The 12,452-nt window shown below is 40.1% G+C and carries 12 protein-coding genes; 5 read left to right on the top strand and 7 right to left on the bottom strand.

Going from position 1 to position 12,452, the window contains the following annotated elements; all coding sequences use genetic code 11:
- Positions 1-78 precede the first annotated feature (78 nt).
- Together CWB80_RS23150 and CWB80_RS00945 are read left to right on the top strand one after the other, a co-directional pair.
- Entirely contained in the window at positions 79-387 is a 309-nt protein-coding gene (locus CWB80_RS23150; RefSeq protein WP_054552227.1) for an excalibur calcium-binding domain-containing protein, read from the top strand.
- A 225-nt stretch (positions 388-612) separates the two neighbouring features.
- Positions 613-2,172: a methyl-accepting chemotaxis protein gene (locus tag CWB80_RS00945; protein ID WP_138599779.1), complete on the top strand. Its 1,560-nt coding sequence runs from the start codon at positions 613-615 to the stop codon at positions 2,170-2,172.
- A gap of 17 nt (positions 2,173-2,189) precedes the next feature.
- Here CWB80_RS00945 and CWB80_RS00940 read toward each other — a convergent pair whose 3' ends face one another.
- The 5 genes from CWB80_RS00940 to CWB80_RS00920 form a co-directional block, all read right to left on the bottom strand.
- A complete protein-coding gene (locus CWB80_RS00940) occupies positions 2,190-3,239 on the bottom strand; it encodes a patatin-like phospholipase family protein (RefSeq protein ID WP_138599780.1) in 1,050 nt (349 codons plus the stop codon).
- Positions 3,240-3,266: 27 nt separating this feature from the next.
- Entirely contained in the window at positions 3,267-4,676 is a 1,410-nt protein-coding gene (locus tag CWB80_RS00935; protein WP_138599781.1) for an alanine/glycine:cation symporter family protein, read from the bottom strand.
- A gap of 120 nt (positions 4,677-4,796) precedes the next feature.
- Positions 4,797-5,753: a patatin-like phospholipase family protein gene (locus CWB80_RS00930; RefSeq protein ID WP_054552223.1), complete on the bottom strand. Its 957-nt coding sequence runs from the start codon at positions 5,751-5,753 to the stop codon at positions 4,797-4,799.
- Positions 5,754-5,927: 174 nt separating this feature from the next.
- A complete protein-coding gene (locus CWB80_RS00925; protein ID WP_138599782.1) occupies positions 5,928-6,923 on the bottom strand; it encodes an LLM class flavin-dependent oxidoreductase in 996 nt (331 codons plus the stop codon).
- A gap of 67 nt (positions 6,924-6,990) precedes the next feature.
- Positions 6,991-7,764 (bottom strand): siderophore-interacting protein, encoded by a 774-nt coding sequence (locus tag CWB80_RS00920; RefSeq protein WP_138599783.1) that lies wholly within the window; start codon positions 7,762-7,764, stop codon positions 6,991-6,993.
- Between the two features lie 111 nt (positions 7,765-7,875).
- Between CWB80_RS00920 and CWB80_RS00915 the strand changes: the two genes are divergently transcribed.
- The 3 genes from CWB80_RS00915 to CWB80_RS00905 all read left to right on the top strand — a co-directional run bounded on the left by CWB80_RS00915 (position 7,876) and on the right by CWB80_RS00905 (position 10,031).
- Complete coding sequence (locus CWB80_RS00915; RefSeq protein ID WP_054552220.1) at positions 7,876-8,310, top strand: MarR family winged helix-turn-helix transcriptional regulator; 435 nt, start codon at positions 7,876-7,878, stop codon at positions 8,308-8,310.
- A gap of 63 nt (positions 8,311-8,373) precedes the next feature.
- Complete coding sequence (locus CWB80_RS00910) at positions 8,374-8,787, top strand: LexA family protein (RefSeq protein ID WP_054552219.1); 414 nt, start codon at positions 8,374-8,376, stop codon at positions 8,785-8,787.
- Positions 8,775-10,031, top strand: a complete 1,257-nt coding sequence (locus CWB80_RS00905) for a Y-family DNA polymerase (protein WP_138599784.1) — start codon at positions 8,775-8,777, stop codon at positions 10,029-10,031. The genes CWB80_RS00910 and CWB80_RS00905 overlap by 13 nt, the downstream gene beginning before the upstream one ends.
- Here CWB80_RS00905 and CWB80_RS00900 read toward each other — a convergent pair.
- Together CWB80_RS00900 and CWB80_RS00895 are read right to left on the bottom strand one after the other, a co-directional pair.
- Positions 10,028-11,848 (bottom strand): Lnb N-terminal periplasmic domain-containing protein, encoded by a 1,821-nt coding sequence (locus tag CWB80_RS00900; protein WP_138599785.1) that lies wholly within the window; start codon positions 11,846-11,848, stop codon positions 10,028-10,030. The two genes, CWB80_RS00905 and CWB80_RS00900, sit on opposite strands and share 4 nt — an antisense overlap.
- A gap of 45 nt (positions 11,849-11,893) precedes the next feature.
- Positions 11,894-12,376 carry a DUF3015 domain-containing protein gene (locus CWB80_RS00895; protein WP_054552216.1) on the bottom strand — a complete coding sequence of 161 codons (483 nt, stop codon included), beginning with the start codon at positions 12,374-12,376 and terminating at the stop codon, positions 11,894-11,896.
- Between the last annotated feature and the right edge of the window lie 76 nt (positions 12,377-12,452).

Genomic DNA, 12,452 nt, shown 5'->3' with positions numbered 1-12,452 from the left:
TTAATACTAGAAGAGTCTCTCTTTTAACATTTCATGCATTTTCTTCAAACTTTATAACTATAAATATTAGCAGGTCCTATGAGAAAGTTTATTTTGCTGACAATTTTTTTGTATTTGGGATGGGAATATTACGTTACAAATAATGGTGGTACATCTATTACTGAGGTAGTCAATAGCCGTGTTATAGCACCTTTAAAAGCACGCTTTAATAAGAGACAACAAAAACGCTTCTCTACTAATGAAAGTTATTTCGAATGTGATGGCAGACAATACTGTAAGCAAATGACATCCATTGAAGAAGCCTATTTTTTCAATAGGCATTGTCCAAATACTGATTTAGATAGTGATTATGATGGTGAGTTATGTGAAGGTGATCCTAGGTTTTAATTTCTATAGTTTAACTTTAATTCTAAATTCTATTTAGAATTAAAGTTTTCCTCCGCATTTACGAAAAAATATGAATTTTCTTAATTCCATATCAATTACTTAGGTGTAACTTGATATAGGACAAAACTTATTTAAATAAGACTTTCCTTGTTTATTTCACAATAATAATATCGGTAATAAACAATACTTTACTATTATAATTATTCTAAAAAAGTGACCAGCACTGTGAATAGCCAACTAATAAATAGCAATGAAGTTAAATTTCCTGAATCATCTATCCTCTTATCAACTACAGATTTAAATAGCAATATTACTTATGCCAATGATGAATTTTGTAAAATAGCCGGATATTCCCTCGACGAAATGGTGCATAAACCTCACAATCTCGTTCGTCATTCTGATATGCCAAAGCTTGCTTTTGCTGATTTATGGCACCATCTTAAAAATGGTCAATCTTGGATGGGACCTGTTAAAAATCGATGTAAAAATGGTGATTACTACTGGGTGAATGCCTTTGTAACACCTATTAAAGATAAAACTGGTAATATCATTGAATTCCAATCAGTCAGAACCAAACAGAGTGATGAAGTTGTACAAAGAGCAACTGCTGAATATGCAAAAATAAACAACAACCAAAAGTCTCATGCTACAGCAGTAAAGTATGATGCCACTCTTTACATAAGTGCCCTGTTGCTAATTAGCTTTTTAGGCTCGCTGGCTGCCCTATTCAGTGCTGGATTTAATATTTTTAATTGTGTACTTGTACTATTTTTAGCATCAGCTAATGGGCTTATGTATTTTTGGCGCCAAAAATATTTAGCACTTATTAGTAAAGCAAAACAAGTATACGATAACCCCTTAATGGCTTACCTGTATTCTGGTACCAATGATCAATCTGGCTTTGCATATCTTGCACTTGAGATGCAAAAAGCAAAACTAAAAGCAGTTGTTGGCCGTGTGAATGATGTTAGTGTGGGTGTTAATTACAATGCCCAACATTGTGCTGAGTCTGGCCATAATGTTACGGAGCTTTTAAATAAACAAACTGACGAAGTCTCACAAATTGTTGTTGCAACAGAACAAATGACCGCTTCTATTGATGAACTTTCGTCTAGCACGATGAAATCAAGCCAAACTGCTGAGTTAACGAATCAAGCAACAGAAGACGGTTCACTTGCTGTTAGACAAACTATAAATTCAATTAGTGAACTTGACGAAAAACTCAATGCCGCAAGCAATTATGTAGAAAACTTAATCCAAGGAAATCAAGATATTGTGGCAATTCTTTCTGAGATTAATGCCATCGCAGATCAAACTAATTTACTTGCTTTAAATGCGGCAATTGAAGCAGCCCGCGCAGGTGAGCATGGCAGAGGGTTTGCGGTAGTTGCAGGAGAAGTACGAGCTCTAGCGTCTAGAACTCAGCAATCAACAGAAGAAATTAGCAATGTATTAAATCAACTTACCCACGCTTCGAAACAAGCACAAATTGCCATGAATGACGGACTAGATTTGTCGGCCAAAAGTGTTAAGCTTGCCCATCAAAGTGGCGATAGTTTAGACCATATTAAAGCGCAATCAATCAAGCTAAGTGAGCTTAATAGTGTTGTAGCCCAAGCGATAAAAGAACAGCTAACGGCAAGTCAATCGATCGCAAGAAATATAACAGCAGCTCAAGATTTTGCTCATGACTGTAAAGAGCTTGGCCAAACTTCGCAGCAACTTTGTGAAGCATTACTCAGTAAAGTGACAGAACAAACATCCTTGATTAGCCAGTTTAAGTAGTTAAAGCAAAACCACGATTATTTGATAAGGTTTATTTTCGGTGTGTGCTTATTAGTACATACCGTATCAAATGCCTCTGCTAGCCGTTCGGTTTCTTTGAATACTTGTTGCCAATATTTGATTCGTATATCAGCATCAAGTTCTGTAAAATCTTTACGATCGGGAATTTTTCCATAAGGTAATGAAGCGACAAATTCCGCTGATGGGGTGATCATCACTACGTTATCATAGTTACTCGGGGTAATACCGCGCTTTAGGCTCTTATCAAACCAACCTGCCTTTGGGCTATTATTAAAATGCGGATATAATATGAGCCCGTCATTATGAATACTTAAGTCAAAGTGATAATCGATAATACCGCCATCACGATACATACCTGGTGGTGTTCCTGTTATATTTTTAATGCCTTGCATCACTAATGGAATAGAGCCTGAAGCAAGCAAAGCATCCGCTAAATTATCTTCGCTTAGCTCAATAGTATGGGTATTGAAAGTATTATTATCGGAAAAAGATAACTGACTATCCGCAGGCTGAAATACATAACGTTCATATTGCTTACTTAACAAACGTCTATTCATTCGATTGACTAAGTAGCTTTTAGATAACCCCATTAACTGCATCACTTTGTTTTCTGATGCTGTAAAGCCATTCGATTTTGCAACTATAAAGTGGGCTTTAAAAATCGGGTTGTTAATGATTTCGTGAATACCATTTTCAGCAAATACAGTGGTTAATAACTCTCGTGCTTTTGTTGTTATTTCTTCTGGTTTTGCTTTATTCGATGAATAGCGTGTTTCAGAGTAAGACTTTGCTAATCGAGATATTGCAGCAACAGGGTCATTTTGTGCAAAACAAGCAGATCTAAATGCACCGGCACTTGACCCTAATAAGTTTAAAGGTGTGGTACGGTCTTTAAAAAATTCACCAAATAGATATTTATCCAAACCAAATAATGTAAACCACTTGGGCCCGCCGCTTGCTCCTAAAAAGGTATTAAACAAATCGGCAGACAGGCCTTGCTCTTGAATTACTTTTGCAGCACTAGGCCCTGCATATATATCTATCATGGTTACTTTTCTCGTTATTGTTTTAGCTTATTTGCGCCATATACCTTGCTCTGTTTGACCTTGAACCTGTACTTTTTCAGAATCAAAACTTGGCTCTAGCCCTTCTTCACGTTGACTATGGTAGTCTTTTGTCACAGATAAGATGGTTGGCGTTAAGCGTATGATAGCGATAACGTTCACCACTGTCATTAAACCTAAAGCAATGTCTGCAAGATCCCACACTTGTTTAATGGTGGCAGATGCGCCCCAAATCATCATGGATAAATATAAACAGGTATAAATACCTCGGCCGAGTTTATTATCTAGTTTAAATAAATGTAGGTTACTTTCTGCGTAGGCATAGTTTGCAACCACAGAAGTAAACGCAAATAAGCAAATTGCAGCCGCTACAAAGTAAATGCCACCAGCGGCCATATGCGCTGTCATCGCAGATTGAGTTAAGCGTATTCCTTCCATTTCGCCGCTAATATCAATATCAGCCAATAAAATAATCACCGCCGTACAACTACAAAGCACAATAGTGTCAAAAAACACCCCAAGCATTTGAATGTAACCTTGAGTGACTGGGTGGTTTGGTACTGGCGATGCACAGCCAGATGCATGTGGCACACTCCCCGCTCCGGCTTCATTTGAATAAAGCCCTCGCTGAATACCGTTTTTAATTGCGGCGCCCATAGCCCCTGCGCCTGCCTCTTGTAAGCCAAAGGCTGAAAGTAAAATATCTTCAATCATCGCAGGCACTTTACCGATATTTAGTAAAGTAATTATGATAGCGGCTAGTACAAATAAAATGCCCATAACTGGCACAATGCGTTCAGCAAAGCGGGCAATAGCTTTAAAGCCACCTAAAATAATAGAGCCTGCCAATATTGTGATCACAATACCTGAATACAGTGTTGGAATTTCAAATGCGTAATTGAGAGCATCGGTAATGGTATTCGTTTGCATGGCACTAAACGTAAAGCCATAACCAAGAAACAAGCAAAAAGCAAAACACACTGCAAGCGCTCTACTGCCTAAGCCTTGTTGAATATAATAAGCAGGCCCGCCCCTAAACTCGCCATTGGCATCCCTGACTTTATAAACTTGCCCAAGTACGCTCTCAGCAAAGCCTGTGGCCATGCCCAAAATGGCAATCACCCACATCCAAAATATTGCACCACTGCCCCCTAACGAAATAGCAACGGCAACCCCTGCAAGGTTACCGGTACCTACACGGGCTGAAAGACCAGTACATAAAGCTTGAAACGAACTAATTGAGTTTTTATCTGTGCTGTTACTCGACTTTAACAGGCTAAACATATGGCGAAACTTAACCAATTGAATCGCTTTTAACCTTACCGAAAACCAGATCCCAGCAAACAGAAGAATATAGATAAGAATTTGGCCTTCCCCCCAAAGAAGACCATTGATTGTCGATACAGCACTGTTAAACATGGCAAGCCTTTATTGTTTTTATAGATAAAAAATCACAAAAAGTGAATAGCTAACCACTTTAACTCTATTTACAAATATCTCAAGTAGGCAATGGGATTAATTACCCGAGCCTGCTCCCAACTAATTTAGCAGTTGTTGCTGTAAAAAGGCACGACCTGCCGCTAAGCCTAATTTGTGATCATAGCGGAGATCTGAATCTGTACTACCCAGCAGTTTACTGCGTAATTTATCACCTGCAAAAATTTGTGTGATACGGGCATCACTTGGCGGGTTTGCAATGAAATCTAATTCATCTTGATAAGCTTGTTCGTGTTGAACCAAGTAATCAATGGTTTTAGGGCAATAACCCGATACGCAAACGAGTGATTTTAACTTATTTACCCATTCAGATTGCACTTGAAAGTTTTCATCAACAGTACGAATAACCACAATATCACGAGCACCACGATTATAGGCCTCTTTCACAGGTAAAGGTGCAGCTAAGCCCCCATCTAAATACATATCATGGACTAAATCAGTATTAGAGCTTTGAATAATGGCATCATTTGCGGCCTTGGTTGTTAGCCAAGGCGTTAAGTTAACGCCATCTTTATATAAAAACGGTAATGCGCTTGATGCTTTTAACAAGGCCAACCATTGTGTATCTTCACCATTTGGGCTCAAGTAATAGGGTTTACGATCAGCCGCGTTAGTGGTTGTGATCAACAATTCACGATTACCTAAATTTTGCGTTGCTGTTTTAAAATCTAAGGCACGGTTTACTTCTTTGGTTTTATCAAAATACCAATCAAGGTCAACAATGCTTTTACCAAACAGCCCGCGGCCAAGTTGGAAAAAACGTTTATGCCGCGAAAGTCCTCTGATCAAACGTTTTGCATAGCCTTTTTGACGCGCTAAATAACTTGTTAAATTTTGTGAGCCTGCTGATGTACCAATGAATAAATCGAATGGATCGTAATTATTTTCTAACCACGCATCGAGTACACCTGCGGTAAAAATCCCTCGTTGCCCACCACCCTCAGCGATTAATGCTGTTTTTGTTTGTGGTTCTACTGCGGCAATTGTTTGAGATTTCACGGTGCACCTTCCTAGGGTAATGGTTAATAAATGTATTGTATAAAGTTAAATTCAATCCTTAAAACGGATTATATAAATTGAATTAATCTATAAAACCGTTTGATAAATGAGTGTCAGGGCTTAAGCAATGCGCATAAAAACTCATTACACGCATTCACTATTTGCTAAACCGTATTAGCGCATGATGCTTGCTAATATTTCCAGCGCATGTTGTCTGTCACTCAATTCATACAGGTCATTTGTAAAAATAAACTCATCAACCTGTAGCGTTTGTTTAATCATACTCAGCTTATGCTTAACGCTCGCTTGACCGCCCACAACAGAAAGTCCTAAAAAGTTTTCTACTTGCATTTTTTCTTGCGCTGTCCACAACCCTTCCATTGTTGCAACAGGTTCTTTAAGCCAAAGTGGCTTGCCGCGCATAAGTGCTAAGATACGTTGTTTCGCTGTGGTTGCTAAAAACTGTGCTTGTTCGTCGGTGTCAGCGGCAACAACGGGTAAACCAAGCATGACGTATGGCTTATCTAATACCTCAGATGGTTGAAATTCTCTGCGATACAATGCAATGGCATCTTCAACAAATCGTGGCGCAAAATGCCCAGCAAATGCATATGGCAAACCTTTTTTTGCCGCAAGTCCAGCACTATAAAGACTAGAGCCCAGTAACCAGATTGGCACATTAGTGTCTTCACCTGGGATTGCGCGTACTGGAGAATCACCTTTATATGGGCCAAGTAAAGCTTGCAGCTCCGTTACTTCATCATTGAAGTGCTCAGCGCGTTGTTCATCACGGCGCAAAGCACGGCTGGTAATTGGATCACTACCTGGGGCTCGGCCTAAACCTAAATCAATGCGACCGGGGTATAAACTCTCTAGGGTGCCAAATTGCTCAGCAACCACCAGCGGTGGGTGGTTAGGTAACATCACTCCACCCGCACCTACGCGGATATTCTGAGTTTTACCTGCGATATGACCTATCAGTACTGAAGTTGCGGCACACACGATACCGCGCATATTATGATGCTCTGCCATCCAAAACCGATTAAAACCCAGTTTGTCGGCTGTTTGTGCATAGGTAACACTATTGGCTAGTGTTTGCGAAACGGTTTCGTGCTCTTTCATTGGGCTCAATTCAAGCAATGAAAAAGGTGTGTTGCTAAGATCTGACATTCGCTCTCCAAAGTTTAACTCTTTATAATTAGTTAATGAGAGCGAATGGTTTTTTTTCAAATGCTAATTAGGCACGGCTTTGTTGCTGTTTTTCCACCTTTAGGCCATCAGCATCAATACCACGCTTCCAATAGGCCGATGCAACAATGTGTTCACGATCAATTTTAAAACTGCTTGTAATTAAACGGCGAATTGCCTTCACCAAATTTGCTTCTAGCGCCATAAACACCATAGGTTGCGCGTTATAACCTGCGCATAAGCGTGTTACTTGATCGAGTAGATCAGTTTCTGGCTCATCTGTAACTAGCCATTCAACACTATGTTGGCTGTGTGCTTCAATCTGCTCAAGTTCAATAATGTCGGCTTTATCCGCAACATGAATAATGACATCGACAGTGGCGTCTTGTGGCAGGGCTTGTAAGTAGCCATTGATTGCATTGACAGAGGTTAAATCTGCCAGCATTAAATAATGTGTTTGCGTAAAATCTGTGAGTTTTTTAGGGCCTGGGCCCGCTATACCGACTTCGTCGCCTACACGCGCATTTTGTGCCCAGTTGGTTGCCACGCCTTGATGTTGGTTAACCACAAAATCGAGGGTAATTGCACCGTTAATTGGGTTGATATCGCGAATAGTGTAAGAACGCATTAATGCGGGATGCTCAGCGTGTAAATCAAGTTCAACCTTAGATTCACCGACATGCGGGAGCAATACCTTTACGTACGCACCTTTTGCATCTTGCGGGAAGTCAGCAAACTCGTCTGAGCCAACAACAATTCTTTGTAGATGCGGGGAAATACGTGTAGTACTTAATACGTTTGCACGACGAACTTTTCTAGCCATCTTTCTCTCCTAGCTGGTTAAATTGCACAACGCCCCGATAGTTGATATAGTCAACTATACGCTTTTGATTGACTTTGTCAACTAAATCCACCAACTGAACTTAGGTGAACCATGCCACAAACCTCGCTTTCTTCTGCTTTATTTACACTGGCACAAAGTTACCGTGTCACTGTACGCGAAGCCATTAACGCCAACGAGCTTGGCCTTAATGCGCTGCATGTACGCTGTTTACATATCATTGCCGAAACACAGCACTGTACCGCCAATGATATTGTTACCAAAACAGGGCGTGATAAAGCACAAATAGCACGCTTAGTAAAAGAGCTTATAAAGCTTGAACTGGTTTCTAAATGTGCCGACGAAAATGACAAACGCTGTTTAATTTTATCGTTTACTGATCAAGGTAACGCCCTGTTCTCGCGCTTAGAAGTTGCAGAGCAAGAGGTTGATGCCAAACTTTGCCACGGTTTAACTGATCAGCAAGTACGTGATTTCATCGCTATTGCCACAACTATGATCGAAAATATCAATCACAACACGCCGTGATCTTATTGGCAAGATAACCACAAACCACTATACTGTATAAATGTACAGTATAGTGGTTTTGTTATGCGTGTTATTCCTATTTATATCGAAGCTGGCGTATGTGGTTTTGAATCACCGGCAGCACAATACAAAGAGCTAGGCTTATCATTAGATCAGCTATTGATTAAACACCCTGATGCAACATTTATTGGTATTGCCTCTGGCGAATCAATGCAAGGTGTGGGGATTTTTGATGGTGACTTATTACTGGTTGATCGCGCCGAAGATGTTAAAAATGGCGATGTCATTGTCGCGAATCTAAATGGTTTATTTGTTTGTAAGCTATTAGATAAACACAATGCTCAGTTATTATCAGCCTCGCCTAAATACCCCGCGGTGCAACTACGCCAATCGGATGAGTTTCAGTTAGAAGGCGTGGTTACTCGCTCAATTCGCTTACATCGCAGTAGTAAAGAGCTGTTAGCATGTACGCCTTAGTCGATGCTGTGGCCTTTTATGCCAGCGCCGAAAAAGTATTTGATCCGGCTATTCGTAGTAAACCGGTTGTGGTGCTCACCAACAACGATGGCTGTATTTGTGCCGTGTGCCCTATTGCACGAAAGCTGGCTATTCCAAAATTTCAGCCTTATTTTCAAGTAAAGAAAATACTCGAAGATAACCAAGTGGTGATCCGCTCATCTAACTATGAGCTGTATGCGGATTTAAGCGAGCGAATGATGAACGTGATTGGCCGCTTTTGCGATAATCAGCACATATATTCTATTGATGAATCATTTTTAAACTTTACTGGTTTCAATAAGCTTATTCACGATTGGCATCGTTATGGCCATGATATTCGCCGTACCGTATGGCGCGAAACAAAGCTACCTGTTGGGGTTGGATTTGGCCCAACAGCCACCCTTGCCAAAGCCGCCAATCATGCAGCTAAAAAACTCCCCGGCTTTGATGGCGTTGCAGTGATTGACTCAGAAGCTTCACGGATAACCATTTTAAAAGCCATGGACGTACAAGATGTTTGGGGCGTTGGTCGACGCTTAGCTAAAAAACTCAAAGCAATGAATATCAATACGGCTTTTGATTTAGCCGAGCAAGATCCTCGAAAAATGAAACGCCTGTTTAGTATTGTATTAGAGCGCACAGTGAACGAGTTACGCGGAAAAAGCTGCTTAGCCTGGGATGAAGTACGCCAAGACAAAAAAGAAATTTTTTCGACCCGCAGTTTTGGAGAGCGTATCACTGACGCCACCGCGCTGAAAACGGCACTGATCAATCATTGTGTCATTGTAGCAAGAAAATTACGTGCGCAAGGTTCACACACTCAACGCTTATTAATGTTTGTGGCCAGCTCTCCTCATCAAGATGGCTATTATAAAAAGTCCTATATTTATGAGTTTAGTGTCGCCACCGCCGATAGTTGCGTGTTTGCCAATGCTATCAGCGAGGTATTTGATCATCTCTATAAACCTGGGGTGCGATTTTATAAATGTGGTGTAGGAGCTCTAGAGTTATCAAGCCACATGTTTCAGCAGCCTGATTTGTTTCAAGCGCCTATCGATAACCCTAAACTGATGCAGTGTCTTGATAGCATTAACACCCGTTATGGCATGGGTACCCTTGCCATAGCCAGCGAAACTCATACGAGCCGTTGGCATATGAAACGCGCGTACTTATCGCCTCATTACACAACCCGCTGGCATAACCTACCGAAAATACATTGTTAAAAGTAATGGAATAACTGTAGTTTTAACTGCTGCTCAGTACTTTGTTGATTTTGATAAACATATGAACTTCTTAATCCCCAGTTTTGAGCAAGTGCAATTTGCCAATGAGCAGCAAGCTCAATTTGATGATTTGTGCTCGCATCATTAGCAAGCCAAAATCCCTGTGCTGTTAGAGCAAGTTTTTGCGCATCACTTGCTTGCCAAATTAGTCCAAATTCTGTGCCAAAGCCAAGCGAGACTGAATCAGTAAGCTCTCCAGCTTGTAATAACGAAGACGCAAGAAAGTAACTTTGAAAGCCTGATGCATCACCGAATGATTTTCCATAACCGCCTTGTATGAAGGCTCTTCCCTTACGTTTATCGTCAGTAGGTTTACGGTCAAAACCAACACGCATATTCCAAGACCAAGAGTCAAACAAACGATTATCTGGAGCTAACGACATTGCATCAATAAAATACACATGCTCTAAATAGACATTCCCCTCAGAGTCTAGATCTCCCTCTATATCAAAAAAGCTAATTTGCGCGCCAGGTATAAATCCACCAGCGTTATCTAACAAGTCATGGTACGCCATTCGATAACTAAAACCGTAGCGATTTTCTGAATACTTAAAATGATTAAATACCATTCCAAAACGACTAGAATCATGACCTTTTTCAGGGCTAATGCTGGGTGTTACAGGTCTTGCAAAGGGCGAAGGCAAAAGTAATTTACTACGCTGGTGCAGTAAGGCCGTTAATCTAGGCGCAATTGCTTCACGTTCTAAACCTTGGTCGTAGTATTGATAATTTAACCACTCGTATGCCATTTCAAGTACAGGCACAGCTTGTTCCGCTGTTAAAGAAAACCCACTGAGTGGTTCGCCATTTTTTAATTTACGTGCAATATCAATTTGTTCATCAGTCAACTGGCTTTCGTAGTTAATTAGCATGGTGCCAGATGCAGGACGATATCGAGGCATAGATAAAAGTTTGTGTTCAGCAAGTGCTTTGACAGTATCAGAAGGAATAGCATGACTAGAAAAATTATTAGTTAAGTTAAGATCATCACGTGCCACTTGCAATAGCGCTAATAATTGATAAGAACAATTTTCATCAATAAAAAAATAGTCAAATGTAGCCCATTGCAGTTCCCATAAATGTAGTAAAACACGCTGAATTTCAGACTCAGACAAAGCTAATTTATATTCCCACATATCACGAGATTCCAGATCATTATATTCACGAACCTTGCGATAATATGGCATTAATGTGAACTTACCAGGATACTGACCTATAAGCCCCTTAAGAGCATATAAAGCTGCATTATCAGTTGCATCAGGTTCAGCAGCAAAATTGACTGCAAAAGCAATCAGTTCTCTACTGCGAGTTTGATCTTTAGCATCAATTCGTAACAAGGTATGACCAAACATAGAAGCTGGATCATTCATAAAAGCGGTAGGAAAAACTAAAGTCATCCCCTTTGGGTTTATAAGCTTTTGCCATGTCTTAATTTCAGGGCAAGCTAACTCAGGCCACTCCGAATAAAAGCTTTGCTTTAACCATTGATAACGAGCAGGGAACTGACAAGTAACATCATTATTCTCACTCAGAAACGCTTCGATAGTAGCTAAAAGTTCAGCATGAGGATCAAACTTTCCATTAACCGAAAGAAAAAAGCTATGGCTATCAACCTCACTTTCATATGAACCCGAGATTGATTGCTGATAATGGCCTAATTTAAGCCAGTATGGATGGGAGGCGATATTGTGTATTGTTGTAGCAGAATAAGCCGAGCTACTCAAAACAAACGAAGCAACAATAAGAAATTTAAACATAAAATAAAAAAGCCCTAAACGGGCTTTAGATAAGAATATTAACACTTAAGATAAAGTGTAAGAAGATAGCTGTGAGTCACTCGCTACAAGGTTATTAAGGTTTTCTAGTACAGTTTGAGAAGTAACATTTTCAGAAGTGAAAACGTGAGTAAACTGAGCCTGTACTAATTTATTAAACGCCGCTTTATCTTGAGCTTGAACACCCCAAACTTCCGCAAGTGTATCTAGTGATTCGCCTTCACCACGAGACATATCGCGCGCAAGTTGTTCCATGTTGCCATCAATAAATGTTGCTACTTTAGTTGACGCCGTAACAGTACCTGTACCGTCACAACCTAACGTACCAAATGTGATACCAAAAGTTTGGTTACCAGATGTACCGTTTGTCGTCGCACCTAATACTTTAACAACTTTACCTTCTTGGCCTGCGAAAAGTTGCGAACCTAGACCACAGCCGATATCTTGATCAGCCATCGCATTAGAAAGTGGAAGAAGAGTAAGTGCAGAAATAGCAATAATTTTTTTCATATCCTGAATCCTTTAAGATAATTCGTTATTAGAATTAATAACGCATGAACAGCTTATCTATAAATAGCCTCAGTAC

The sequence above is a fragment of the Pseudoalteromonas sp. S1650 genome (assembly GCF_005887195.1).
Lineage (GTDB): Bacteria > Pseudomonadota > Gammaproteobacteria > Enterobacterales > Alteromonadaceae > Pseudoalteromonas > Pseudoalteromonas simplex.
The sequence above is the reverse complement of the archived record's forward strand: the minus strand, read 5'-3'. Positions and strand labels throughout refer to the sequence as shown.

Excerpts from the sequence above, each read along its gene's own strand:
- CWB80_RS23150 (WP_054552227.1), top strand. The coding sequence starts at position 79 with ATGAGAAAGTTTATTTTGCTGACAATTTTTTTGTATTTGGGATGGGAA.
- CWB80_RS00940 (WP_138599780.1), bottom strand. The coding sequence starts at position 3,239 with ATGATAGATATATATGCAGGGCCTAGTGCTGCAAAAGTAATTCAAGAG.
- CWB80_RS00935 (WP_138599781.1), bottom strand. The coding sequence starts at position 4,676 with ATGTTTAACAGTGCTGTATCGACAATCAATGGTCTTCTTTGGGGGGAA.
- CWB80_RS00925 (WP_138599782.1), bottom strand. The coding sequence starts at position 6,923 with ATGTCAGATCTTAGCAACACACCTTTTTCATTGCTTGAATTGAGCCCA.
- CWB80_RS00920 (WP_138599783.1), bottom strand. The coding sequence starts at position 7,764 with ATGGCTAGAAAAGTTCGTCGTGCAAACGTATTAAGTACTACACGTATT.
- CWB80_RS00915 (WP_054552220.1), top strand. The coding sequence starts at position 7,876 with ATGCCACAAACCTCGCTTTCTTCTGCTTTATTTACACTGGCACAAAGT.
- CWB80_RS00910 (WP_054552219.1), top strand. The coding sequence starts at position 8,374 with ATGCGTGTTATTCCTATTTATATCGAAGCTGGCGTATGTGGTTTTGAA.
- CWB80_RS00905 (WP_138599784.1), top strand. The coding sequence starts at position 8,775 with ATGTACGCCTTAGTCGATGCTGTGGCCTTTTATGCCAGCGCCGAAAAA.
- CWB80_RS00900 (WP_138599785.1), bottom strand. The coding sequence starts at position 11,848 with ATGTTTAAATTTCTTATTGTTGCTTCGTTTGTTTTGAGTAGCTCGGCT.
- CWB80_RS00895 (WP_054552216.1), bottom strand. The coding sequence starts at position 12,376 with ATGAAAAAAATTATTGCTATTTCTGCACTTACTCTTCTTCCACTTTCT.